The 24,215-nt window shown below is 70.2% G+C and carries 24 protein-coding genes; 11 read left to right on the top strand and 13 right to left on the bottom strand.

Annotated features, from left to right (window positions below):
• Window positions 1-31: 31 nt before the first annotated feature.
• The 3 genes from ASG23_RS15850 to ASG23_RS15840 all read right to left on the bottom strand — a co-directional run bounded on the left by ASG23_RS15850 (window position 32) and on the right by ASG23_RS15840 (window position 3,481).
• On the bottom strand, window positions 32-1,384 hold the full coding sequence (locus ASG23_RS15850) for a class II 3-deoxy-7-phosphoheptulonate synthase (RefSeq protein ID WP_056027010.1): 1,353 nt from the start codon (window positions 1,382-1,384) through the stop codon (window positions 32-34).
• Entirely contained in the window at window positions 1,381-2,601 is a 1,221-nt protein-coding gene (locus ASG23_RS15845; RefSeq protein ID WP_056027008.1) for a pyrophosphate--fructose-6-phosphate 1-phosphotransferase, read from the bottom strand. Before ASG23_RS15845 ends, ASG23_RS15850 begins: the two co-directional genes overlap by 4 nt.
• 79 nt (window positions 2,602-2,680) lie before the next feature.
• Window positions 2,681-3,481, bottom strand: a complete 801-nt coding sequence (locus ASG23_RS15840; protein ID WP_235521158.1) for a lysophospholipid acyltransferase family protein — start codon at window positions 3,479-3,481, stop codon at window positions 2,681-2,683.
• Window positions 3,482-3,614: 133 nt separating this feature from the next.
• Between ASG23_RS15840 and ASG23_RS15835 the strand changes: the two genes are divergently transcribed.
• On the top strand, window positions 3,615-4,241 hold the full coding sequence (locus ASG23_RS15835) for a hypothetical protein (RefSeq protein WP_056027003.1): 627 nt from the start codon (window positions 3,615-3,617) through the stop codon (window positions 4,239-4,241).
• A 36-nt stretch (window positions 4,242-4,277) separates the two neighbouring features.
• Here the strand turns inward: ASG23_RS15835 and ASG23_RS15830 are convergent, their stop codons facing one another.
• Entirely contained in the window at window positions 4,278-5,225 is a 948-nt protein-coding gene (locus ASG23_RS15830) for an ROK family glucokinase (protein WP_056026999.1), read from the bottom strand.
• A gap of 209 nt (window positions 5,226-5,434) precedes the next feature.
• On the opposite strand from ASG23_RS15830, the gene ASG23_RS15825 reads away from it, so the two are divergent.
• The gene (locus tag ASG23_RS15825) at window positions 5,435-7,249 is read left to right on the top strand and encodes an AMP-dependent synthetase/ligase (RefSeq protein ID WP_056026996.1); all 1,815 of its coding nucleotides are present in this window, start codon (window positions 5,435-5,437) and stop codon (window positions 7,247-7,249) included.
• A 4-nt stretch (window positions 7,250-7,253) separates the two neighbouring features.
• Here ASG23_RS15825 and ASG23_RS15820 read toward each other — a convergent pair whose 3' ends face one another.
• On the bottom strand, window positions 7,254-7,484 hold the full coding sequence (locus tag ASG23_RS15820; RefSeq protein WP_056026993.1) for a hypothetical protein: 231 nt from the start codon (window positions 7,482-7,484) through the stop codon (window positions 7,254-7,256).
• A gap of 35 nt (window positions 7,485-7,519) precedes the next feature.
• Window positions 7,520-8,806, bottom strand: a complete 1,287-nt coding sequence (locus ASG23_RS15815) for an NYN domain-containing protein (RefSeq protein ID WP_056026990.1) — start codon at window positions 8,804-8,806, stop codon at window positions 7,520-7,522.
• A gap of 294 nt (window positions 8,807-9,100) precedes the next feature.
• Between ASG23_RS15815 and ASG23_RS15810 the strand changes: the two genes are divergently transcribed.
• Complete coding sequence (locus ASG23_RS15810; RefSeq protein WP_082516339.1) at window positions 9,101-11,026, top strand: DEDD exonuclease domain-containing protein; 1,926 nt, start codon at window positions 9,101-9,103, stop codon at window positions 11,024-11,026.
• An 8-nt stretch (window positions 11,027-11,034) separates the two neighbouring features.
• Window positions 11,035-11,316 (top strand): Lrp/AsnC family transcriptional regulator, encoded by a 282-nt coding sequence (locus tag ASG23_RS15805; protein WP_056028411.1) that lies wholly within the window; start codon window positions 11,035-11,037, stop codon window positions 11,314-11,316.
• Window positions 11,317-11,543: 227 nt separating this feature from the next.
• Here ASG23_RS15805 and trpD read toward each other — a convergent pair whose 3' ends face one another.
• Window positions 11,544-12,611, bottom strand: a complete 1,068-nt coding sequence (gene trpD, locus ASG23_RS15800) for an anthranilate phosphoribosyltransferase (RefSeq protein WP_056026987.1) — start codon at window positions 12,609-12,611, stop codon at window positions 11,544-11,546.
• A complete protein-coding gene (locus tag ASG23_RS15795) occupies window positions 12,608-13,042 on the bottom strand; it encodes a response regulator transcription factor (protein ID WP_056026985.1) in 435 nt (144 codons plus the stop codon). The genes trpD and ASG23_RS15795 overlap by 4 nt, the downstream gene beginning before the upstream one ends.
• Before the next feature lie 299 nt (window positions 13,043-13,341).
• Here ASG23_RS15795 and ctaE point away from each other — a divergent pair, with 299 nt between their 5' ends.
• The 5 genes from ctaE (at window position 13,342) to ASG23_RS15770 (ending at window position 18,360) form a co-directional block, all read left to right on the top strand.
• The gene (gene ctaE, locus ASG23_RS15790) at window positions 13,342-13,989 is read left to right on the top strand and encodes an aa3-type cytochrome oxidase subunit III (RefSeq protein WP_082516279.1); all 648 of its coding nucleotides are present in this window, start codon (window positions 13,342-13,344) and stop codon (window positions 13,987-13,989) included.
• A 66-nt stretch (window positions 13,990-14,055) separates the two neighbouring features.
• Window positions 14,056-14,841 carry a cytochrome bc1 complex diheme cytochrome c subunit gene (gene qcrC / locus ASG23_RS15785; protein ID WP_056026982.1) on the top strand — a complete coding sequence of 262 codons (786 nt, stop codon included), beginning with the start codon at window positions 14,056-14,058 and terminating at the stop codon, window positions 14,839-14,841.
• Window positions 14,838-15,878, top strand: coding sequence for a cytochrome bc1 complex Rieske iron-sulfur subunit (gene qcrA, locus ASG23_RS15780; RefSeq protein WP_056026979.1), 1,041 nt, complete (start codon window positions 14,838-14,840; stop codon window positions 15,876-15,878). Before qcrC ends, qcrA begins: the two co-directional genes overlap by 4 nt.
• The gene (gene qcrB, locus ASG23_RS15775; protein WP_056026976.1) at window positions 15,875-17,611 is read left to right on the top strand and encodes a cytochrome bc1 complex cytochrome b subunit; all 1,737 of its coding nucleotides are present in this window, start codon (window positions 15,875-15,877) and stop codon (window positions 17,609-17,611) included. Before qcrA ends, qcrB begins: the two co-directional genes overlap by 4 nt.
• Before the next feature lie 122 nt (window positions 17,612-17,733).
• The gene (locus ASG23_RS15770; protein WP_056026973.1) at window positions 17,734-18,360 is read left to right on the top strand and encodes a superoxide dismutase; all 627 of its coding nucleotides are present in this window, start codon (window positions 17,734-17,736) and stop codon (window positions 18,358-18,360) included.
• A 180-nt stretch (window positions 18,361-18,540) separates the two neighbouring features.
• Here ASG23_RS15770 and ASG23_RS15765 read toward each other — a convergent pair whose 3' ends face one another.
• The 4 genes from ASG23_RS15765 to ctaC all read right to left on the bottom strand — a co-directional run bounded on the left by ASG23_RS15765 (window position 18,541) and on the right by ctaC (window position 22,094).
• Window positions 18,541-18,939, bottom strand: coding sequence for an META domain-containing protein (locus ASG23_RS15765; RefSeq protein WP_056026970.1), 399 nt, complete (start codon window positions 18,937-18,939; stop codon window positions 18,541-18,543).
• Between the two features lie 70 nt (window positions 18,940-19,009).
• Entirely contained in the window at window positions 19,010-19,408 is a 399-nt protein-coding gene (locus tag ASG23_RS15760) for a cytochrome c oxidase subunit 4 (RefSeq protein WP_056026966.1), read from the bottom strand.
• Window positions 19,405-21,213 (bottom strand): aa3-type cytochrome oxidase subunit I, encoded by a 1,809-nt coding sequence (gene ctaD, locus ASG23_RS15755; RefSeq protein WP_056026964.1) that lies wholly within the window; start codon window positions 21,211-21,213, stop codon window positions 19,405-19,407. The genes ASG23_RS15760 and ctaD overlap by 4 nt, the downstream gene beginning before the upstream one ends.
• Window positions 21,213-22,094 (bottom strand): aa3-type cytochrome oxidase subunit II, encoded by an 882-nt coding sequence (gene ctaC, locus ASG23_RS15750; RefSeq protein ID WP_056026959.1) that lies wholly within the window; start codon window positions 22,092-22,094, stop codon window positions 21,213-21,215. Before ctaC ends, ctaD begins: the two co-directional genes overlap by 1 nt.
• A gap of 244 nt (window positions 22,095-22,338) precedes the next feature.
• Between ctaC and ASG23_RS15745 the strand changes: the two genes are divergently transcribed.
• On the top strand, window positions 22,339-23,532 hold the full coding sequence (locus ASG23_RS15745) for a cysteine desulfurase family protein (protein ID WP_327019477.1): 1,194 nt from the start codon (window positions 22,339-22,341) through the stop codon (window positions 23,530-23,532).
• Entirely contained in the window at window positions 23,529-23,750 is a 222-nt protein-coding gene (locus ASG23_RS15740; protein ID WP_235521156.1) for a sulfurtransferase TusA family protein, read from the top strand. Before ASG23_RS15745 ends, ASG23_RS15740 begins: the two co-directional genes overlap by 4 nt.
• A gap of 49 nt (window positions 23,751-23,799) precedes the next feature.
• Here the strand turns inward: ASG23_RS15740 and erpA are convergent, their stop codons facing one another.
• The gene (erpA, locus tag ASG23_RS15735) at window positions 23,800-24,162 is read right to left on the bottom strand and encodes an iron-sulfur cluster insertion protein ErpA (protein ID WP_056026956.1); all 363 of its coding nucleotides are present in this window, start codon (window positions 24,160-24,162) and stop codon (window positions 23,800-23,802) included.
• Window positions 24,163-24,215 lie beyond the last annotated feature (53 nt).

Raw genomic sequence — 24,215 nt, 5'->3', positions numbered from 1 at the left:
ACCAGGACGGCGGCGGACTGGTGTGTCGTCGTCAGGACGCCCGGAGCAGCTCCACGACCTGGAACGCCATCTCCAGCGACTGCTGGTGGTTCAGCCGCGGGTCGACGAGCGTCTCGTACCGTCGTGCCAGGCCCTCGTCGTCGATCTCCTCGGACCCGCCCAGCACCTCGGTGACGTCGTCACCGGTGAGCTCGATGTGCAGGCCGCCGGGCACGGTGCCGAGCCCGCGGTGCACCTCGAAGAACCCGGCGACCTCGTCCATGACGTCGGAGAAGCGCCGGGTCTTGTAGCCGGACGCGGACGTGATCCCGTTGCCGTGCATCGGGTCGCACACCCAGGTCACCGGCCGACCGTCCGCCGTCACCTTCTCGACGAGAGCGGGCAGCAGGTCGCGCACCTTGCCGGCACCCATGCGGGTGATGAACGTGATGCGACCGGCCTCCCCCTGCGGGTTCAGCTTGTCGATGAGCGCCAGCGCGTCGTCGCCCGTCGTCGTCGGGCCCAGCTTGATGCCGAGCGGGTTCTGCACGCGCGAGAAGTAGTCCACGTGCGCTCCGCCGAGCTGACGGGTGCGCTCGCCGATCCACACGAAGTGCGCAGAGCAGTCGTACGGCAGCCCGGTCCGCGAGTCGATGCGGGTCAGCGGGCGCTCGTAGTCGAGCAGCAGGCCCTCGTGGCTCGAGAAGAAGTCGACGGACCGGAGCGCGTCGAAGTCGGCACCGCAGGCCGCCATGAAGCGGATGGCCCGGTCGATCTCCGCCGCGATCTCCTCGTAGCGCGAGTACGACGGGTTCGCCATGAATCCGCGGTTCCACTCGTGCACCCGCAGCAGCGAGGCGAAGCCGCCCGTCGTGAACGCCCGGATGAGGTTCAGCGTCGAGGCGGACGTGTGGTACGCCTCGAGCAGCCGCTGCGGGTCCGGCGTGCGGGCCTGCGGCGTGAACTCGTAGTCGTTGATGATGTCGCCGCGGAACGCGGGCAACGTCACACCGTCACGGGTCTCCGAGTCCGAGCTGCGGGGCTTGGCGTACTGCCCGGCCATCCGGCCCATCTTGATGACGGGCAGGCTGGCGCCGTACGTCAGCACGACAGCCATCTGCAGGATCGTCTTGATCTTGTTGCGGATGTTGTCCGCGGTCGCGGTGCTGAACGTCTCCGCACAGTCTCCGCCCTGGAGCAGGAACGCCTCGCCCCGACCCGCCGCGGCCAGCTGAGCGCGCAGGTGATCGGCCTCGCCGGCGAAGACGAGCGGCGGGAGCGTGGACAGCTTCGACGTCACCGCGTCGAGGGCGGTCGCGTCCGGCCACTGTGGCTGCTGGAGCGCCCCCATCGACCGCCAGGCGTCCAGCCCGGCGACGACCTGCGGGTCCGTCTCGACGCTCATGAGTGGCTCGCAGGGACCAGTGGCTGACCGATGTCCTCGAGCAGCGCGCCGAACCACGGCTGGGAGACGTCGAACGCCTTGCCGCCCGCGATGCGCGGGAACTCGATGGCACGCAGGACGTCGCCCTGCTCCTCGTCGTGACCGATCACGCCGGACTCGCCGCGCAGGGCGGAGTCGACCGCGAGGTCGGTCATCGACTTGATGAGCCGCAGGTCCTCGGCGTTCGCGGCCGCGGCGCGCGAGTAGTACCCGGACTTCTGCACCATCGTCTTCTCGGCGCCCAGCTTCTCGCCGAACTGCTTGGCGAACCACTGCCCCGGGTTCACGGTGTCCAGCTTCACGTGACCGAACGGGTCGCGCTCCACCGGCGTGCCGGCGGCCTCGAGCTGCTCGACGATCTCGTGCATGCCGGCGCCCTCGGACAGGAAGATGTTGACGTTGCCCTGCTCGTCCATGATCGCCTTGAGGCGGGCGGCCTCGGCGTCGATGTCGAGCGCGAGCTCGGGCACGAACACCGCGTGGATGTCCCACCGCTCCCGAGTGAGGCCGATGCCGGGGACCCACTCCTGGGTGTCGAGCCACTTGCGGTACTCCGCGGCCGCGGCGGCGGTGAGCCACCCGCAGTGCCGGCCCATGACCTCGTGCACGATGAGCATGCGCGGTCCGGAGCGGTGCTCACCGATGATGTTCGCGGCGAAGCCCGCGGCCTCCTCGGCAGCGGTCCAGGCACCCAGCGACTGCTTGATGGGCACCACGTCGTTGTCGATCGTCTTGGGCAGGCCGACGACGGTCAGGTCGTAGCCGTTCTCGTGCAGGTAGGCGGCGAGGTCCGCGGCCGTCGTGTTCGTGTCGTCGCCACCGATGGTGTGCAGCACGTCGACGCCGTCGGCCTTGAGCTGCTCCGCAGCGACCTGCAGCGGGTCCTGACCCTCCTGGACGAGCCCACGCTTCACGCAGTCCTTCGCGTTGGTGAGCTTGACGCGCGAGTTGCCGATCGGCGAGCCGCCGAACTTGTGCAGGATGCCGGCCTTCGCGCGCGTCTCGTCGTCGACGACGATCTTGTCGCCGCGCAGCAGGCCGTAGTACCCGTGCTGGTACGCGATGATCTCGATGTCGGGAGCGATCTGCGTGTATCGCTCGATGAGTCCGCCGACGGCGGACGACAGGCACGGGGCGAAGCCACCTGCGGTCAGGAGGGCGACGCGACGAACCGACATGAGACACACCTCTCGTAGACAACCTTCGGCGCACCGGCATCAGCGGCGCGCCACGATGTCGGCGCTACGGCCGACCGCGTCATCCTACTGACGTCCCGGCCTCGTCCTGCGGCGGTACCGGCACCTGGACGTCCGGCACCGGACGTCCGCCCGGCGCGGCCGGCAGGTGGTCGACCGCGTCGCCCGCGACGGCCGGGTGACCGGTCGCGATCCGGGCCTTCTGCGTCGCCGCGTACACGTCGACGTACTCCTGGCCCGACAGGCTCATCACGGCGTACATGATCTCGTCCGTCACGGAGCGCAGGATGAACCGGTCGTTCTCCATGCCCTTGTAGCGGCTGAAGTCGAGCGGCTCGCCGATGACGACGCCGATGCGCATGACCTTCGGGATCCGCCGGCCCGGGGGCTGCGCCTCGTCGGTGCCGACCATCGCGACCGGGATCACCGGGGCGCCGGACTCCAGAGCCAGCCGCGCGATGCCCGTCTTGCCGCGGTACAACCGACCGTCAGGGCTGCGGGTGCCCTCGGGGTAGATACCGAAGAGGTCCCCGTCCGCCAGGCGACGCAGGCCGGTGCGCAGCGCAGCCTCGCTCGCCTTGCCGCCCCCGCGGTCCACGGGGATCGTGCCGACGCCACGCATGAACCCAGCGGTCAGCCGGCCCTTGATCCCGGCACCCGTGAAGTACTCCTGCTTGCCGATGAACACGAGCTCACGATCGAGGACCAGGGGCAGGAAGAACGAGTCGATCACCGCGAGGTGGTTGCTCGCCATGATGGCGGCGCCCTCCTCCGGCACGTTCTCGGCGCCGCGCACCCACGGCCGGTAGACCAGGTGCAGCAGCGGGCCCACGAACACCCGCTTCATCAACCAGTAGAACAACGGCTCACCTCTCGACCCGACACACGGACTGTCCGTCCACCCGAGCCCGGCGCACGCTCCCGACGACCCTGTGCGGCAACCGGGACCCAGCGCGAACGACCCCGACTGCTCGGTCCGACTCTAGAGTGCTCTTATGGCACCTCGCCCTGACGACTCCGACGACGGCGTCCAGCCGACGGGCGCGGACGTCCCGCCATCCTCGACCGACGCGGCTGGAGAGCTGCCCGATCATGCCGTTCCACCGCGACCCACCGACGACGAGGCGTGGGCGGCGATCGTCGCCGAGCTCGGCGAGCTCGACGGGTACAGCGGCGAGGAGCAGTCTCCGGAGCCCGAGAGCATCCCGCCGACGAGTGCGAGCACCGAGCCGACGTCGGGGCTCACCTTCCCGGTCGCGCCCTGGGTCGCGGACCGGCGCGTCGCGCGACCCGCTGCGGACGTGTCGCCGGAGCTGAGCGGTCGTGACTGGGACGGGACCTCGCAGATCGACGACGCCGAGGCGAGCATCGACGCGGAGGAGCACTTCGTGCCGCCGGACCCCGGGCCTGTCCTCGGCGGCGACCCGCTGCTCACGATGGCGTGGTGCGCGGCCGCGGGCGTCCCGATCTTCTTGCTGATCGTGCTCGTTCTCTGGCGTGACGCTCCCCCGGCCCTCGTGCAGGCGGCCGCCGCGCTCTTCGTCGTCGGCGTCGGGGTGCTGCTGTGGCGGATGCCGCACCGCAGGGATCCCGACGACGACGACTCCGGCGCGGTGGTCTGACCGGCGCGGGTGAGCGTGGTGATCGGCACCCCGTCGTCAGCCGCGCGCGAGGTCGGCCGCGCCGACCAGGCCCGCGTCGTTGCCCATCGACGCCACGACGATCGACGCCTCGGGGCGGTGCCCGCGACCCGAGAGCTGCTCCGCGAAGCTCTTGCGAGCCGGTGCAAGGAGCAGGTCGCCCGCGTCCGCCACGCCACCGCCGACGACGATCAGCGCGGGGTCGAGGAGCGCCGTGGCCGACGCGGCGCCTTCGCCGACCCACCGGCCGAGCTCCGTGAGCAGCTCGACGGCGAGCGGGTCGCCCTCCTGCGCCGCCTGCGTGACCTGCGGACCGGTCAGCCTGACGGCGTCGCCGCCGGCCAGCTCCAGAAGCCGCGTCGCGCGCTCCGGGTGGATGATGACCGTGGCCTGCGCATCTCGGACCAGGGCGCTCCCCGATGCGTACTGCTCCCAGCAGCCCTCGTGGCCGCAGCCGCAGTAGTGCCCGCCGGGTACCACCCGCATGTGCCCGATCTCGGCGGCGACACCCCACGCGCCGCGGACGAGTTTTCCGTTGGACACGATCGCGCCACCAAGACCGGTGCCCACCGTGAGCATGAGCATGTCGTCGACGTCGCGCGCGGCACCGAACTGGAACTCGGCCCAGCCGGCCGCGTTGGCGTCGTTCTCGACGACGATCAGGACGTCCTCGTCCCCCAGGATGGCCTGGACCTTCTGGCGCAGGGGGTAGTCCCGCCACGCGATGTTCGGCGCGAAGAGCACCGAGGACCGGTCCGCGGAGACGAACCCGGCCGCTGCCACGCCGACGGCACCGATCTCGTAGGACCCGCTCAGCTCCAGGTAGACCTCGGCGATCGCCTTGTCGATGCCTGCGACGTCGTCGGGCGACGTGTCGCGTCGCGTCTGGGCAAGGATCGTGCCGTCCTCGTCGACGACCCCCGCCGCGATCTTCGTCCCGCCGATGTCCACACCGATGGCGTGCATGTTCGTGTGTGCTCCTACGCGCTCGTTCCCGTGCTCGCTACCGTCCGGTGCGGGCTCCCACGCTATCCGCCTGTGCGGCGCCGGGCGCACGCGTCCGGAGACACCGCCACCTGTCCGCCGCAGAGCGTACCCATTCGGGTGCTCCCTGCGGCGGGCCGCACGTCCCGTATCCTCAGGGCACACTTCGCCCCTCTGTCACTGGAGCCAGCATGGACGAGTTCCACCTCCCGTTGCGCATCGAGGTCGACCCCTCGAAAAACCTCAACGACCTGTTCGCCGAGCGCGTCAGCAGCACGCCCGACGGTGTCCTGGTCGAGCACAAGTCGCAGCAGGACGGACCCTGGATCCCCCTGACCGCGCGGGAGTTCGACGCCGAGGTCGTCGCCGTCGCCAAGGGCCTCGTCGCGCGCGGCGTGCAGCCCGGTGACCGCGTCGGCATCATGTCGCGGACCCGCTACGAGTGGTCGCTCCTCGACTGGGCCATCTGGGCCGCCGGCGCCGTGCCGGTCCCGCTCTACGAGACCTCGTCGGCCGAGCAGGTCCTGTGGATCCTGACCGATGCGGACGTCTCGCTGCTGGTCGTCGAGTCCGCCGCGCACGCGGCCGTCGCCGACGAGGTCCGCGCGGAGACACCCCACCTGCGCGAGCTGCTGGTCATCGACGACGGCGCGATCGACACGCTCGTCACGGGCGGCGCCGGGGTGGGCGACGACGAGATCGCACGTCGGCGTGCGCTCGCGTCGCTGACCGACGTCGCGACGATCATCTACACGTCAGGCACCACCGGTCGGCCCAAGGGCGTCGAGCTGACGCACGGCAACTTCTACGTGCTGACGGTGAACGCCGTCGCCGACCTGCACGAGGTGTTCAGCGAGCCCAACGCACGCACCCTGCTCTTCATGCCGCTCGCGCACGTCTTCGCGCGGTTCATCGAGGTGCTGTGCATCCCCGCGGGTGCGGTCCTCGGGCACAGCCCCAGCACCGTCACGCTGCTGGAGGACCTCGGCACGTTCCGCCCGACGTTCATCCTCGCGGTCCCCCGCGTGTTCGAGAAGGTCTACAACTCCGCCGAGCAGAAGGCTGCCGCCGCCGGCAAGGGATCGATCTTCCAGCGGGCCGCCAAGACCTCGATCGTCTACTCGCGCGCCCTCGACAACCCGCGCGGGCCCAGCCTGTGGCTCCGCCTCCAGCACAAGGTGGCGGACGCCCTCGTGCTGCACAAGCTCCGCAACGCCCTGGGTGGTCAGGCGCGCTGGGCAGTCTCGGGCGGCGCGCCCCTCGGTGAGCGCCTGGGTCACTTCTACCGTGGCCTCGGCCTGAACGTGCTCGAGGGCTACGGGCTCACCGAGACGACCGCGCCCGCGACGGTCAACCGCCCCGGCCGAGGGACCAAGATCGGCACGGTCGGGCTCCCGCTGCCGGGCAGCGGGGTCCGGATCGCCGCCGACGGCGAGATCGAGCTGCAGGGTATCCAGGTGTTCCGCGGCTACCACAACAACGACGCCGCGACCGCGGAGTCCGTGCACGACGGGTGGTTCCGGACCGGCGACCTCGGGTCGCTCGACGACGACGGCTACCTGCGGATCACGGGACGCAAGAAGGAGATCATCGTCACGGCCGGCGGCAAGAACGTCGCGCCGGCGGTGCTCGAGGACCGCATCCGTGCGCACCCGCTGGTCAGCCAGGTGGTCGTGGTCGGTGACCAGCGTCCGTACATCGGCGCGCTCATCACTCTCGACCCCGAGGGCGTGCCGGGCTGGCTGGCAGCGCACGGCAAGCCGGAGATGACGCTCGCGGAAGCGAGCAAGGACGCGGACGTCCTGGCGTCGCTCGACAAGGCGGTCGAGAAGGCGAACAAGGCCGTGTCCCGCGCGGAGTCGGTCCGCAAGTACCGGATCCTCGACACGGACCTCACCATCGCCAACGGCTACCTCACACCGAAGCTCAGCATCCGACGCAACGAGGTGCTCAAGGACTACGCGGGCGAGGTCGACGCGCTCTACGACGGCCCGGCGCAGGACTGACGGCTCACACCGCGCGCACCAGGCGCAGGGGCGGGACGAGGCCCGACGCCGCGAGCACGCCGATGGCGTGCTGCTCCGCGGCATCGAGCTCGACCGCCCCTGCGGCTGCGCTCGGCTCCGTACCGGCGGACACCGGTGCAGGAGGCGATGCGCGCACGGGGATGGTCAGGAACGTCACGACGCAGTCCGCGCACGCGGTGGCGTGCGCCGTGCAGGTGTCGCAGTCGATGATCATGCCCCGGACGCTAACCACGACCACCGACAACGACGTCAGAGGCGCTGCAGGCGCGCGACCAGCGTGCTCGACGGCACGACCCACGCACCGGCGGTCTCGACGTCGCGGACGACCTCCCGGTCGCTCGTGACGACGACGAGCACCCGTCCCGGCGGCTCCGCCTGGACGAGCCGACGGATCAGGTCGTCGGCGATCTCGCCCACCGAGAACAGCACCCGGACGCCCCGCGACGACCCGCCGGACGGCTGCGTCTGACCGTCCTGCCCGTCGAAGCAGCAGGTCACCTCGGCGCCGGTGCGGGCCGCGATCACGGAGAGCCCGTCGACGAGACGGCGACGCTGCTCGGCCAGCGACAGCTCCCCGAACCCCGACTTGGAGACGTTGTAGCCGTCGACCAGCAGGTGCGCCCAGGGCTGCCGCAGCAACTCGTCGAGGAGAGCGGGGTCGTCCACCGAGCGCCCGCGAGATCCGGGGCGCGCGGCAGGGTGCTCCGTCGGCGGGCTGACGAGGTCGGCGGGGAGCTCCGCGACCGGCGGCAGGGCCAGCTCGGATCGCAGGCCGCTCGCGGCATCGACGATGGTGTCGAGCAGGAGGCGCACGCGGACGTCGGCCAGCTTGCGGGCAGCGCGGAGCTCGGCACGGGCTGCAGTGCGCTCGGCGTGTGCGGTTCGCCGCTCGTCGCTCGCCTGTCGCAGGTCGGCCTCGGCGCGGGACCGCGCCAGCTCGGCCGCGTCGAGCGATGCTCGAGCGTCGTCGGCCGCACGCCTGCCCTCGCTGCGGGCGCGGTCCGCATCCGACCGCAGCCGTCGCAGCTCACGCTGCAGCGCCCCGAGCTGGTCCTGGGCTGCGCGCGCCTCGTCCCGTGCCGCAGCGGCGTCCGCCCGGAGCCGTTCCAGCTCGACCTGCGCGCGATCGAGCCGTGCCTGGACCTGCGCGCCGCCGTCGGCGGGCACGTCGTCCGGCGGCAGCAGGTCGCGCCACGTGGTGGTCCCGAGGAGCCAGGCACCGACGGCTGCCCGCAGGGACGGCTGCGCCGGTTCCCGGGCGTCGGCTGCGACGGAGGCAGCGAGCTCCGGGTTCGCTTGTGCCCACACCCGAGCCACTCGCGCTCGGAAGGCCTCGTCCTGCAGTGCCGCCCACAGCGGCCCCGCGCCGGCGGTCGCGCGACGGCGGGGGGCGAACTTGTGCACGGCGCGCAGTGACGGCGGCACCTCGAGCGGCTCGGTGGCACCCAGCACGTCGGCGGCGACCTGCACCAACGCCGACCGCAACGCGACCGGCACCTGCTCGGCGTCGTCGCCGGTCCCGTCCTCGCCTCCCATGCCCAGCACCCTAGGTGGCCGCGCGACGGGACGCGGCCCGACGGCCACCCTGTCCGGGGTGAACGCCGGGGCGCGCGCACGTCGGGATGACGTCAGGGCGTGGTTGCACCGAGCGCGGTGGTCGCGGTGCCCACCCGCACCGAACGCGGCCACACCCCGACCGGCGACGATCCGGCGCAGTTCAGCACCATCGGTCGACACGATCGACCCGCCACCCGCAGGGGATCCCACGCGGCCGCGACGCACCGTGCGGAGATCCCGGTCGTGTCGGTGGCCGTGGGTAGCGTCCCCGTCATGTCGACCGTCCGCCCCTTGCGCCCCGTCTGGGCGGACGCTTCCCCCGACCACGCCGGGCGCCCAGTGCAGCTCAGCCTGGAGGACCTGGGGACCCCGTTGTCGGACGTCACGTTCGTCGTCGTCGACCTGGAGACCACCGGGGGCACCCCCGTGGACTGTGCGATCACCGAGATCGGGGCGGTCAAGGTGCGCGGTGGTGAGGTCCTCGGCGAGTTCCAGACGCTCGTGGACCCCGGCGGCCCGGTGCCGCCCTTCATCCAGGTGCTCACCGGGATCACCACCACCATGCTGATCGGGGCCCCACCGATCGAGCAGGTGCTGCCCAGCTTCCTAGAGTTCTCCCGCGGGGCCGTGCTCGTCGCGCACAACGCCCCGTTCGACATCGGCTTCCTCAAGGCCGCCGCGGCGCGGACCGGCCACGCGTGGCCCGGCAACCAGGTGGTGGACACCGTCCGGCTGGCCCGGCGCGTCGTCACCCGCGACGAAGCGCCGAACCACAAGCTCTCGACCCTCGCCGGGCTGTTCCATGCCACGGTGACGCCCAACCACCGGGCGTTGTCCGACGCGCAGGCGACAGTGGACGTGCTGCACGCCCTCCTGTCGCGTCTCGCGCCTCTCGGCGTCACGCACCTCGAAGACCTGGCCACGGCGACCGACCCCGTGCCGCAGGACGTGCGGCGCAAGCGCACCCTCGCGGACGGGCTGCCGGACAGCCCTGGCGTGTACCTGTTCCGCGGACCGGGCGACGAGGTCCTGTACGTCGGCACGTCCACCACCTCGCTGCGCCAGCGCGTGCGGTCGTACTTCACCTCGGCAGAGAAGCGCAGCCGGATGATCGAGATGGTCCGGGTCGCCCACCGCGTCGACCCGATCCCGTGCGCGACGCCGCTCGAGGCGCGCGTCCGGGAGCTGCGCCTCATCGCCGCCCACTCCCCCCGGTACAACCGCCGCTCCCGGTTCCCCGAGCGCATGCCGTGGGTCAGGCTCACCTCGGAGCCGTACCCGCGCCTCTCCGTGGTCCGGGAGGTCAAGGACGAGGACGGCGCCACCTACATCGGCCCGTTCTCCTCGGCGTCGACCGCGCAGCTGGCCGTCGAGGCGCTGCACGAGAGCTTCCCGATCCGCCAGTGCACCCGTCGGCTCCCCCTGGTGGCCCTCTCGGGATCCTCCGCGTGCGTGCTCGCCGAGATGGGCAAGTGCGGTGCGCCGTGCACCGGCCACCAGAGCGCACCCGACTACGCGGCCGTGGTCGCCCGGGTCCGGCACGCGATGCTCGCCGACGCGGGACCGGTGGTCCAAGCCCACGCCGACCGGATCGCCTGGCTCGCAGCTCAGGAACGGTTCGAGGAGGCCGCGACCGTCCGGGACCGGCTCGGCGGGTTCCTGCGCGGTGCGGCACGAGCCCAGCGCTTCGCGCCGCTCGCCGCATGCCCCGAGCTCGTCGCCGCGCGACGGAGCGACGACGGCGGGTGGGAGATCGTGCTCGTGCGGCACGGGCGCCTCGCGGGCACTGCGCGCGTCGACCGTCGCACCGATCCCCGCCCGACGATCGCCACGCTGCAGGCCACCGGCGAGCAGGTCGAGCCCGCCGTGGCGCCCGCGACCGCGGCGCACCCGGAGGAGACCGACCTGATCCTCGCGTGGCTCGAGAAGCCTGGAGTGCGGCTGGTCGCCGTCGAGACGCCCTGGGCGTGCCCAGTGCGGTCCGCCGAGGCGCTGGGCGACCCCGCCACGGCAGTCGGCACCCTGGTCCGTCCGCGTCTCGCCACCGACGCGGACGGCCGCGTCGTCCAGCTGGTGCCGGCGTCCGACGGCGTTCCTGGGGAGCGCGAGCTCGACATCACCGAGGCGCGGCCGGTGACGCTCGACCTGGACGACGCGCGGGTCATCCCGATCAGCGCCCGCCCGCCTCGCACGGCATGATGACGAGCATGCTGACCGCCATCGTGCTCATCGACTCGGACGCCGCGAAGATCCCGGAGGTCGCCGCCGCGATCGCGGACCTGCCCGGCGTCAGCGAGGTCTACTCCGTGACCGGAGAGGTCGACCTGATCGCTATGGTCCGCGTGCGCGAGCACGACGACCTCGCGGACGTCATCGCGGACAAGGTGAGCAAGGTCGACGGCGTCCTCCGCACCCAGACCTACATCGCGTTCCGCACGTACTCCCAGCACGACCTGGAACAAGCATTCGCCCTCGGGCTGGAGGACTGAGCCGGAGCGCAGCGGAGCGTGAGGGGCGCGGAGCGTCACTCGCGCGGAGCGGAGCGGAGGCTCAGTCCGACCACAAGAACAGGGACTGTTGGTGACGCGTCCTCCGAGACGACCACGCGAACCGGCGCGAAGCGCCACTCGGCCGCAGGGAAGCGCTTGGCCAGTCCGACGACAGCACAGGGACTGCTGGTGACGCGCCCGCACTGAGCGCACCTGTCGGCGCGCCCTCAGCTCGCGCTGGCCGCTCTCCACCGTGCGAGCGCATCCGCGGCCGCGCCGCTGTCCAGGGCCGCGCGCGCGTGCTCGCTGCCCGCCGCCAGGCGTTCGACCAGGGTGCCGTCGGCAGTGCCGGGCAGAGTGCCGTCGGCCACCAGCGCCGCCGCTGTGTTGAGCACGACGGTCTCGCGCACGGGACCGGTCTGGCCGTCGAGCAGCCGCCGTGCGACGTCGGCGTTGTAGTCCGCCTTCGCCCCCCGCAGCGACTCGAGGGTGATCCGCGCGACTCCGAGGTCCGTCTGCCAGTCGATCACCGACTCCGTGACGCTTCCGTCCCGTACCTCCCAGATCCGGGTCGGTCCGGTCGGGGCGATCTCGTCGAGCCCGTCCTCGCCACGGAACACGAGCGCGCGGGCGCCTCGTCCTGCGAGGACGCCGGCGAGCAGGGGCGCCATCCGGGCCTCGGCGACGCCGACCGCGGCGGACCGCGGCTGGGCGGGGTTGGTGAGCGGACCGAGGAAGTTGAACGCCGTCCCGATCCCCAGCTCCGTGCGCGCCGCGGCGGTGTGCCGGAACGAGGGGTGGAACATCTGCGCGAAGCAGAAGGTGATGCCCACCTCGGTGGCGAGCTCGGCGACGCGGGCGGGCGGGTGATCGAGCCGGATGCCGAGAGCTTCGAGCACGTCGGCCGCGCCGGACGACGACGACGCGGCGCGGTTGCCGTGCTTGACGACCGTGATCCCCGCGCCGGCGATGACGAGGGCGGACATCGTCGAGATGTTGACCGTGTGCGACCGGTCGCCGCCGGTACCGACGATGTCGAGGGTCCTGCCGGGCACCTCGATGCGCACGGCGTGCGCGAGCATCGTGTCGGCCAGCGCGGTGAGCTCACCGACGGACTCGCCCTTGGTCTTCAGCCCGAGGAGGAACGCCGCGATCTTCGGCGTCGAGGCCGCACCGCTCATGATCTCGGACATCGCCCAGACCGTCTGGTCCGTCGAGAGGTCCTGCCGTGCCGCGAGCCTGGCGAACAGGTCGGGCCAGGTGGGCGCAGCCGGTGCGGTGGAGGCGTCCGTCATCGGGGGACGGCCGACGGCTCGACGAGCGCCGCGACGGCACCGTGCAGCTCGACCGGGTCGAGGGGACGGCTGACGACGGCGTCGGCGTTCGACCAGGACGCGAGCCAGGCATCCTGGGGGCGTCCGGTCAGGACCAGGGTCGGCGGGCACCGGAAGATCTCGTCCTTGAGCTGACGCGCGAGCCCGAGGCCACCGACCTTGTCGGCCTCACCGTCGAGGATCAGCAGATCGAGCGCGCCGGACTCGGCCTGCGCGATGACGGCGGCGGCTGTGGCCACCTCCACCCACTCGATATCGGGAGCACCGCGCCGGAGCCGACGGCCGACCGCGAGCCGCACCTGGGCGCGGGCGTCGACGTCGTCGCTGTACAGAAGGATCCGCGGGCCAGCGGTGGTGGCGGCTCCTGCGTTCTCGGGCTGCGCCGTGCTCATGGAAGGTCCTCACTCGTCGTCGACGTGCGTCCGATGGGGATTCTGGCACGGCTCGTCCGACCAGCGTCGGCATGACCGCGGACGGGCCACCCAGACGCATAACACGGGGGCTCCGACGCGCCGGACGCGAGGACGCGACGGACGGGACGCGCCCGCGTCCGACACCCCCGCGGACGGTGCAGATCCGCGTGATCTCCGGGCGACTCCTCGCGCGCGAGGCCGAAGATCGTGACGGTGTGACATTTACCTGTGGCCACGCTGAGCGTCCGACGTCCCACGAGGCGGTGTCATCAGCCATAATGTCCAACGTGTCGACCGCAACGGCTGCCCCGCGCACGAGCCCCCACGTGAGTGTCAACCGACCGAACCCCGTGTCGGTAGGGACGATCGTCTGGCTGGCCAGCGAACTCATGTTCTTCGCCGGCCTCTTCGCCATGTACTTCACGCTGCGTGGCGCGGCTCCTGAGGCATGGGCGGAGAACACGCCCAAGCTCAACATCACCTTCGCCGCGATCAACACGACGGTGCTGGTGCTGTCCTCCGTGACGTGCCAGATGGGTGTGTGGGCCGCCGAACGGTTCCAGCCCGTGCGCACCGGCTCCCTGGTCCAGGTGAACCGCTGGGGCATGAACGAGTGGATGGCGCTCACCTACCTCATGGGCGCCTTCTTCATCGGCGGTCAGATCTACGAGTACGCCGCACTCGTCCAGGAGGGCCTGACCATCGCGTCGAGCCCCTACGGCTCGGTGTTCTACCTGACGACCGGATTCCACGGCCTGCACGTCGTCGGCGGTCTGCTCGCCTTCCTGTTCCTGCTCGGCCGCTCGTTCACCGCCAAGCGCTTCGGCCACCACGAGGCCACCACCGCGATCGTGACGTCGTACTACTGGCACTTCGTCGACGTCGTGTGGATCGCGCTCTTCGCCGTCATCTACCTCTTGAAGTAGAGGCGGCGGGCGCCCCGCCCACGCCTCGTAGTCCCTATCCCCCACGTGCGAGACGAGGATCGATCCGTGAAGGCACTCGCAGCCCGCAGGCAGGATCGGCGTGCGCCGATCGTGCTGCTCCTGCTGGCGCTGCTGCTCACCGGTGGCCTGTACGCGGTGCTGGCACCGACGTCGGCCGACGCGACGCCTGTCCAGGCGAGCACCAACGACATCGCGACCGGCGAGAAGCTGTTCCAGGCCAACTGCGCCTCCTGCCACGGACCGGCCGCGTCCGGCACGGCGAGCGGCCCGTCCCTCATCGGTGTGGGCGCCGCCGCTGTCGACTTCCAGGTCGGTACCGGTCGTATGCCCATGCAAATGAGCGGACCGCAGGCGCAGGTCAAGCCGGTCCAGTTCGACCAGGAGCAGATCAACCAGCTCGCCGCGTTCGTCGCGTCGCTGGGCGCCGGACCCGCCATCCCCACCGCTGAGCAGGTCGACCCCGCCCTCGGCGACGTGGCGAACGGCATGCTGGTCTTCCGCACCAACTGCGCGATGTGCCACAACGCCATCGGCGCCGGCGGTGCGTTGTCCCAGGGCAAGTTCGCCCCCAACCTGTGGGAGACCACACCCACCCACCTGTACGAGGCCATGCTGACCGGCCCGCAGTCGATGCCCGTGTTCAACGACGCGAACATCACGCCCGAGGAGAAGCGCGACATCATCGCGTTCATCGACGAGCAGGGCGGCACGTCGCCCGGCGGTCTCGACCTGGGTGCCCTCGGTCCGGTGAGCGAGGGCCTGTGGGCCTGGGTCGTCGGCATGGGCCTGCTCATCGGCGCAGCCGTCTGGATCGGAGCGAAGTCCTCGTGACCAACCACGACGCGGGCCACGGGGCCAGCAACGAGATCGTCACGCACGAGCCGGGCGCGCTGCCCGACAGGTTCCAGGACCCGGGCCACCCGGATCACCACGCCCGCCTCGGCGACAACGACCCGAAGGCGAACAAGAAGGCCGAGCTGCAGGTCGTCGCGCTGTTCGGGATCTCGGTCATCGCCACGCTCGGCTTCCTGGTCGCGTACTTCGCGCTCCCGCCGGGCGACACCCCGGAGTCGATGCTCCGCTCGAACCTCGCGCTGGGTCTCGGGCTCGCGCTCAGCCTCCTGGGCATCGGCTTCGCCGCCGTCCACTGGGCCAAGGCGCTCATGAACGACCACGAGAAGTCCGAGGACCGTCACGTCCAGCGCAGCTCGGACGAGAACCGCGAAGCCGCGGTCAACGTCCTCAAGGAGGGCGCAGCGGACTCGGCCATCGGCCGGCGCGGCGTGCTCCAGGGTGCGATGATCTCGGCCCTCGCACTCTTCCCGCTCGCGATCATCGTGCCCTTCGTCGGCAACATCGGCGACGACTGGAACGTCTCGAAGTTCCGGCACACGATGTGGAAGAAGGGCACCAAGCTCGCCACCGACCCGTCCGGCCGGCCGATCAAGGCCGCCGACGTCACCATCGGCTCCGTGTTCCACGTCATCCCGGAGGACCTCCACGAGGCGGAGCACCCCCTTGACGAGAAGGCCAAGGCCGTCGTCCTGCTGGTCCGCCTCGACCCGGCCGACCTCACGGAGGCCGAGGACCGCAAGGGTTGGTCCTACGACGGGATCGTCGCATACTCGAAGATCTGCACCCACGTGGGTTGTCCGGTCGCGCTGTACGAGCAGCAGACTCACCACCTCCTGTGCCCGTGCCACCAGTCGACGTTCGACGTGGCGGACGGAGCGAAGGTCGTGTTCGGACCGGCTAAGCGGCCCCTGCCGCAGCTGCCGATCACTGTCGATGACGAGGGCTACCTGATCGCTCAGAGCGACTTCACGGAGCCTGTCGGCCCGAGCTACTGGGAGCGTCTGGCCCGATGACGACCACAGCCACCCCGACCCCCGTCGAGAAGCTCGCCGCGGGCACAGCGGACTACCTGGACCAGCGCACCGGCGTCGGGACGTTCGTCAAGACGTTCGCGCGCAAGATCTTCCCGGACCACTGGTCGTTCCTGCTCGGTGAGATCGCCCTGTTCAGCTTCATCACGATCCTGATCTCGGGCGTCTTCCTCACGATCTTCTTCGTGCCGAGCATGACCGAGGTGCACTACGAGGGCCCCTGGGCCGCCATGAACGGTGTCGAGATGTCCGAGGCGTTCGCCTCGACGCTGCGGCTGTCGTTCGAGGTGCGCGGCGGCCTGCTGATGCGGCAGATCCACCACTGGGCCGCCCTGATCTTCATGGCCGCGATCGTCACCCACATGATGCGCGTGTTCTTCACCGGTGCGTTCCGCAAGCCGCGCGAGGTCAACTGGGTGGTCGGCTTCACGCTGCTCATCCTCGGCCTGGCCGCCGGCTTCTCGGGCTACTCGCTCCCGGACGACGTCCTGTCGGGCAACGGTCTGCGCATCACCGACGGTGTCGTGCGGGCCATCCCGATCATCGGCAGCTACACGTCGTACTTCATCTTCGGCGGCGAGTTCCCGGGCCAGGACCTCATCCCTCGCCTGTTCACGGTGCACATCCTGCTGGTGCCGGGCATCATCCTGGCGCTCATCGGGCTGCACCTGTTCTTCGTCGTGCTGCACAAGCACACGCAGTACCCGGGATCTGGTCGGTCGGACAAGATCGTCGTCGGCTACCCGCTGTTCCCGATCTACGTGGCGAAGGCCGGCGGTTACTTCTTCACGGTCTTCGGTGTCATCGCGCTCATGGCGGCGACGATGTCGATCAACCCGGTCTGGAACTACGGTCCGTACGACCCCTCACCGATCTCGGCGGGTGCTCAACCGGACTGGTACATGCTCTTCCTCGAGGGATCGCTGCGCCTGATGCCAGGGTTCACCGAGGTCGTCATCGGGCACTACACGTTGTCGCTCAACGTGCTCATCCCGGCGATGGTCGTGCCGGGCATCCTGTTCACGCTGCTGGCGGCGTACCCGTTCATCGAGGCCTTCGTGACCGGTGACAAGCGTGAGCACCACGTCCTCGACCGCCCCCGCAACCGCCCGTTCCGGACGGCGTTCGGTGTCTCTCTCCTGACCGCGTTCTTCATCCTGATCCTCGCCGGGTCCAACGACCTGATCGCCACGCACTTCCACATGTCGCTCAACGACATCACGTGGGCGTTCCGTGTCCTGATCTTCTTCGGCCCGTGGTTCGCGTTCTGGGTGACCAAGCGCATCTGCCTCGGTCTGCAGCGCAAGGACCGCGAGCTGGTCCTGCACGGCCACGAGACGGGCCGCATCGTGCGGTTCGCCAACGGTGAGTACATCGAGGTGCACAAGCCCCTGGACGCGCACGAGCGCTGGCTGCGGGTGCAGCACGAAGCGATCCGCCCGCTCGAGATCGAGCCGGCGGAGGACTCCCGCGGCGTCCGCCGCAAGGGCTATGGGTTGGACCGGTTGCGCCAGCGCATCTCGCAGACGTTCTACGAGGACCGCGTCGAGCCCGTCACGCCCGCCGAGCTGGCCGCGTCGCACTCGCACGGCGAGCACGACGCGATCGAGCCCACCACCGAGCACGCGCCGGCCGAGCTGACCGGTGCCGTGGGCGGCGGGCAGCACCTGGTTGATCCACAGGACGAGACGACCGCCGACGGGCGGAATCGCTGATCCTGAGCAAGAGTTGACCGTGGAGTCGGGCGGCTCGCCGTGACGGCGAGCCGCCCGTTCCTTTGTACAGAGCGGACCGCGACACGTGGTCCCACACCGACGCAGGAGAGGTGTACTCACGCATGGCTGACTACTCGCTTCCGGATCTGCCTTACGACTACGCGGCGCTCGAGCCGCACATCTCTGGCCGGATCATGGAGCTGCACCATGACAAGCACCACGCCGCGTACGTGACGGGCGCGAACACTGCGCTCGAGAAGCTCGCGGCCGCCCGTGCGGCCGACGACTTCGCTGCCGTGAACCTGCACGAGAAGAACCTCGCGTTCAACCTCGGCGGCCACGTCAACCACTCCGTCTTCTGGCAGAACCTGTCCCCCGACGGTGGCGACAAGCCGACCGGTGAGCTGGGTGCGGCGATCGACGAGTTCTTCGGCTCGTTCGAGGCGTTCCAGAAGCACTTCGCCGCCAACGCCCTCGGCATCCAGGGTTCCGGCTGGTCGATCCTCGCGTGGGACTCGATCGGCCAGAAGCTCGTGATCGTGCAGCTGTACGACCAGCAGAGCAACATCGCCCTCGGCCTGGTCCCCGTCGTCGTCCTCGACATGTGGGAGCACGCGTTCTACCTCGACTACGTGAACGTCAAGGCCGACTACGTCAAGGCGTGGTGGAACATCGTGAACTGGGCCGACGCGGCCTCGCGCTTCGACCGTGCACGGACGCAGACCGCCGGGCTCATCGTCCCCGTCTGATCCCCTCTCACGGCTGAGGGCCGCCCCCGCTCGCGGAGGCGGCCCTCAGTCGTGTCAGGAGGTGGTCACGAGCTCGGTCCCGTACCGGGCGGACAGAGGCGCTCCGCGCGGAGCCGTCGACTCATTCCCACTCGCGAGCGTGGAAGACGTTCGGCGCGGTCAGCCCGGACCGGGACCGGCTCACTCAGAGATCTCCAAGATGCCGATCTCCTTGTCGCCCTCACCCAGGACGGTCATCTCAGCACCGTCGATGGTCGCCGACTCGGCGCCCACCAGCCAGGTGTCCACGTCCGCGCACGCCATCATGGTCGCCGCCAGCTCACTGAAGTCGACCTTGGTGCCGTCGACCTCCCATGTCCCCGTGAGCTGGTTGCAGCCATCGCTCCCGGTGAGGCCTCCGTCCTCGGCGAGCTCCAGGTAGACCGGCGGCTTCGAGTCCGGCTCCGTCCACGTGCCGGCGACGTCGGTCGGGGAGAGCTCAGCTCCCGAGCCGGAGCTGCTCGCGCACCCGGTGAGTACACCTCCGGCGACGACGAAGAGCGCGAAAGTGCAAGCGACAATTCCGCGCAAAGGCCTCATATCGGTGACGTTAGCGCAGTGCGCACGAGAAAACCCCCACCTGTCGGCAGGGGTTCCTCGAGCGTGTGGATCAGTGTGCGTGCTGGCCGCGGGAGAACTCGAACACCCAGCCGACCAGGCCGATGACGCCGAGCGCGATGCCGATGTAGGAGAGCCACCACCCGATCGCGAGCCCGGCGAACGTGATCGCGGCGGAGAGGCCGAGCACCAGCGGCCACCAGCTCCACGGGCTGAACACACCCTGGTCGCCCGCGCCCTGTTCGATCTCCCCCAGCGGGTCGTCCTCGGGGCGGTCGTCGATCCGGCGGGAGAGCAGTGCGAAGTAGGCGCCGATCATCCCGACGAGTCCGCCGACCAGCGGGATCGCGACGGTACCGACGGCCTCGCCATCGCTCCAGGCTGCATAGATGAGGCCGACGGGGACGAAGAACAGCACTCCGTAGAGGAAGAGCTTGGTCTCGAGCTTCATCGGGTGCCCTCCTCGTCCGTGCCCGGGCGCTCGTCGACGATCGTCGCGGACGACTGCTCCGGCTCACCCTTGTCGTTCACGACACGGTCGGCGGCGACCTGGCCCTCACCGCGGCGGTCCGCCTCCCAGTCCAGTGGTCCGGGATTGGGCTCGACGTGGTCCATGGCGGCGACCTCGGGGTGGTGCAGGTCGAACGCCGGGCGCTCGGACCGGATCCGCGGCAGCGAGGTGAAGTTGTGCCGCGGCGGCGGGCAGCTGGTGGCCCACTCGAGCGACGCGCCATAGCCCCACGGGTCGTCGACCGTGACGAGCGGCGCGTTGCGCCAGGTCGTGTAGACGTTCCAGAGGAACGGCAGCGTCGAGGCGGCGAGGATGACTGCGCCGACGGTGGACAGCTGGTTCATCCATGTGAAGCCGTCATCGGGCGAGTAGTCCGCGTAGCGCCGCGGCATGCCCTTGACGCCCAGCCAGTGCTGGATGAGGAACGTGGTGTGGAAGCCGATGAACAGCATCCAGAAGTGGATCTTGCCCAGCTTCTCGTCGAGCATCCGGCCCGTCATCTTGGGCCACCAGAAGTAGAAGCCGGCGAACATCGCGAACACGACGGTGCCGAAGACCACGTAGTGGAAGTGCGCGACCACGAAGTAGGAGTCCGAGAGCGGGAAGTCGAGTGCCGGGCTGGACAGGATGATGCCGGTCAGGCCACCGAAGAGGAACGTGACCAGGAAGCCGATCGTCCACAGCATCGGTGTCTCGAACGTGAGCTTGCCGCGCCACATCGTGCCGATCCAGTTGAAGAACTTCACACCGGTCGGGACCGCGATGAGCATGGTCATGAACGCGAAGAACGGCAGGAGCACGGAGCCGGTGACGTACATGTGGTGCGCCCACACGGTCACGGACAGGGCCGCGATCGCGATCGTCGCGTAGATCAGACCCTTGTAGCCGAAGATCGGCTTGCGGCTGAAGACCGGCAGGATCTCCGTGATGATGCCGAAGAACGGCAGGGCGATGATGTAGACCTCGGGGTGCCCGAAGAACCAGAACAGGTGCTGCCACAGGATGGCTCCCCCGTTCTCGGGGTTGAACACCTGGGCACCGAGGCGGCGGTCCGCGCCGAGCGCGAACAGCGCCGAGGCGAGCGGCGGGAACGCCATGAGCACCAGGAGCGACGTCACCAGGGTGTTCCAGGTGAAGATCGGCATCCGGAACATCGTCATGCCGGGCGCGCGCATGGTGACGATCGTGGTGATGAAGTTGACGGCACCGAGGATGGTGCCGAAGCCGGCGAGCGCGAGCCCGAAGACCCACAAGTCACCGCCGAGCCCTGGCGAGTACACGGTGTTCGACAGGGGCGCGTACGCGAACCAGCCGAACGACGCGGCGCCCTGCGGCGTGAAGAAGCCGGCGCCGGCGATGATGCCGCCGAAGAAGAACATCCAGTACGCGAGCATGTTCAGCCGCGGGAACGCGACGTCGGGCGCGCCGATCTGCAGCGGCATGATCACGTTGGCGAAGCCCGCGAACAGTGGGGTGGCGAACAGCAGCAGCATGATCGTGCCGTGCATGGTGAACGCCTGGTTGTACTGCTCGCGCGACTGGAAGAGGTCCATGCCGGGGGCGAAGAGCTCGGCGCGGATCAGCAGCGCGAGGATGCCACCGATGGCGAACCAGACGAACGACGTGATGAGGTACAGGTACCCGATCGTCTTGTGGTCGGTCGAGGTGATCCACTTGATCACCGTGCGACCGAGGGTCTGACGCGAGGGCGCCAGCCCCGGGATGTGCTCCGCGACGGCGGCCATCAGTTCTCGCCTTCCTTCGGAGCTTCGTCCAGGACCTGCTGACGGCTGTACTCGAGACCGAGCGAGCCTTCCTGACCCTTGTCCTTGAGCTCCTCGATGTGTGCGTCGTACTCCTCACGAGACACGACGTGCACGTTGAACAGCATCGACGAGTGGTACTCGCCGCAGAGCTCGGCGCACTTGCCCAGGTACTCGCCCTCTTCGGTCGGCGTCACCTGGAACGTGTTCGTCTTGCCCGGGATCATGTCCATCTTGAAGAGGAACGCGGGGACCCAGAAGGAGTGGATGACGTCGCGGGAGTCGAGCGTGAACTCGATCCGCTCGTCCACCGGCAGGTACAGGGTGACCTGGTCCTCGAGCACCCCGGTGCCGGCGGAACCGACATCCTGCGCGTGCTGTCCGCTGTCGTAGGCGTCGTCGTCGAGGTAGTTGAAGTCCCAGCTCCACTGCTTGCCGATCACCTGGATGTGGACGTCGGCCTCGGCGGAGGTGTCCGTGATCGCGGTGGTGTCGCGGTTCGTGTAGTAGAAGAGCACCCCGATCATGATGATCGGCAGGATCACGTACATGACCTCGAGCGGCACGTGGTACCGGAGCTGCACGGGGAGGGTGTCGTCACCCTTGCGCTTCCGGTAGACCGCGACGCACCACAGGATCAGGCCCCAGGTGATGAGGCCGACGATGAGGGCGGCGATCCACGAGCCGACCCACAGGTTGGTGATGCGACCTGTCTGGTCGGTGATCTCGGCGTCGGAGCTGCCGGGCAGGAAGCCGCGCTGCACCTCGGCGGAACAACCGCTGAGTGCGACGGCGGCGACGCCAAGCAGACCGGCCAGCAACGCGGCTGGTCGCCGCGTGCGACGGGGGGTGTCCGGATGCAACGGGGGACCTCTCACTCGCGTCCCGTCGACACCCCTGCATTGCAGAAGGGCACCGTCCGGGACCTTCGTCCTCGACCCGTGCAGCCTAGCGCGCCGACCAGATCCTTTCGTGCTGACGACACCCGTTGACGACACGGTGTCAGCACCATCACATCTCACTTCCTCCACCGGACCTGACCGTGCCGACGATCCTGGGCCCGTCGCCCCGCGCCTGGTGACGGCTCTCCGGGGTTACGGTGCCCCCGTGAGCAGCCCGACCGACCATGGCGGCGCGGACAGCGCGACAGCCGGCCCTGTGACGCACGCCACTACTCGTCGCGCGATCCTGGACGCCGGTGGACGGGCGCCTCTGCTGCCGGAGGCGCGCACCGCGTTCCTGGAGGCCCTCGACCAGGGCTGGGCAGACCCTCGGCGGCTGCATGCCGAGGGTCGCCGCGCGCGGATGCTGCTCGACGGTGCGCGCGAGGCGATCGCCGCGTCGGTCGGCGCCCGCACACCGGAGGTCGACCTGGCCCCGTCGCACACCGCCGCGCTGCACGCCGCCGTCCGGTCCGTCGCCCGAGGGCGTCGCCGGACCGGGTCGGGCGTCGTCGTCAGCGCGGTCGAGCGCGCGGCGGTGCTCAACGCGGCGGACTTCACCGGTGACCGCACCACCGTCCCGGTCGACCGGCACGGTCGGGTCGACGCGCAGGAGTTCTCGGCCGCCCTCACCCGTCCGGGCGTGGCGCTCGCCGCGCTCCAGCACGCGAACGGTGAGGTGGGCACCCTGCAACCGGTCGGGGCCGTGCACGACGCAGCGCGAACGGCGGGAGTCCCGCTGCTGGTGGACGCCGGCGCCAGCCTCGGCCACATGGACGTCGGCGACGCGTGGGACCTGCTCGCGGCGGACGCGGGCGACTGGGGCGGTCCGGGCGGGCTCGGTGTGCTCGTGTCGCGTTCCGGTGTCCGGCGCTCCCCCGACTGGCCGGAGGACGAGGACCGGTGGTTCCCGGGCGGGGTGAGCGTGCCCGCGGCACTGTCGGCCGCGGTCGCGCTCCAGGTGGCGATCTCGACGCGGTCCGCCGACGACGCCGCTCGCCGTCGGCTCGTCGACACCGTGCGCACGCGCGTCGCCGCGGATGTCCCCGACGTCGACGTGGTCGGCCATGCCGTCGACCGGCTCCCCCACGTCGTGACGTTCTCGTGCCTGTACGTCGAGGGCGAGGCACTCCTGGCGGCGCTCGACGAGCGCGGCTTCGCGGTGGGCTCGGGGTCGGCCTGCACGTCGAGCGCGCTGGAGCCGAGCCACGTGCTGGCCGCCATGGGCGCGCTGACGCACGGCAACATCCGTCTCGCGCTCCCGCGGGGCACGACGGCGGAGGACGTCGAGCGGTTCCTGGCGGAGCTGCCCGGCATCGTCGCCGGAGTCAGGCAGGCCTGGGGGGTCGGCGGGCTGTGACGACGGTCGACGCGCGCGGGCTGCGCTGCCCCGCACCGGTGATCCGCCTCGCGCGGGCTGCTGCCGACGCGCCGCCCGGCACGGAGCTGACCGTGCTGGCCACCGACCCGGCGGCCGTGCACGATGTGCCGGCCTGGGCCCGCATGCGGGGCCACGAGATGGTCAGTGCGACCGAGCAGGACGGCGTGCACTCGCTCACCGTGCGGACGCACGCATGACACAGGCCCGGTTCCCTCGAGGGAGACCGGGCCTGTGCCGAGCGTCAGATCAGCTGAACGAGCCGCCGCACGCGCACGCGCTGCCGGCGTTCGGGTTGTCGATGGTGAATCCCTGCTTCTCGATCGAGTCGGCGAAGTCGATCGTCGCTCCGTCGAGGTAGGGCACGCTCATGCGGTCCACGACGACCTCGACACCGTCGTAGTCCTTGACGACGTCACCGTCGAGGACCCGCTCGTCGAAGTACAGCTGGTAGATGAGGCCGGAGCAGCCACCGGGCTGGACGGCGACCCGCAGACGGAGGTCGTCGCGGCCCTCCTGCTCGAGGAGGCTGCGGACCTTCGAGGCGGCGAAGTCCGTGAGGAGCACGCCGTGCGTCTCGGTCGCGTTCTGCGTCGCGGTGGTCTCGCTCATAGTCTCTCCTGGGTGCTCGCTGGACAGCAGATCTGGTGCGTCAAACTGGGCAA

Origin of the sequence: Cellulomonas sp. Leaf395 (assembly GCF_001424125.1) — a bacterium.
Taxonomy (GTDB): Bacteria; Actinomycetota; Actinomycetes; order Actinomycetales; family Cellulomonadaceae; genus Cellulomonas.
Note: the sequence above shows the minus strand (reverse complement) of the source record. Positions and strands in the feature narration are given on the sequence as shown.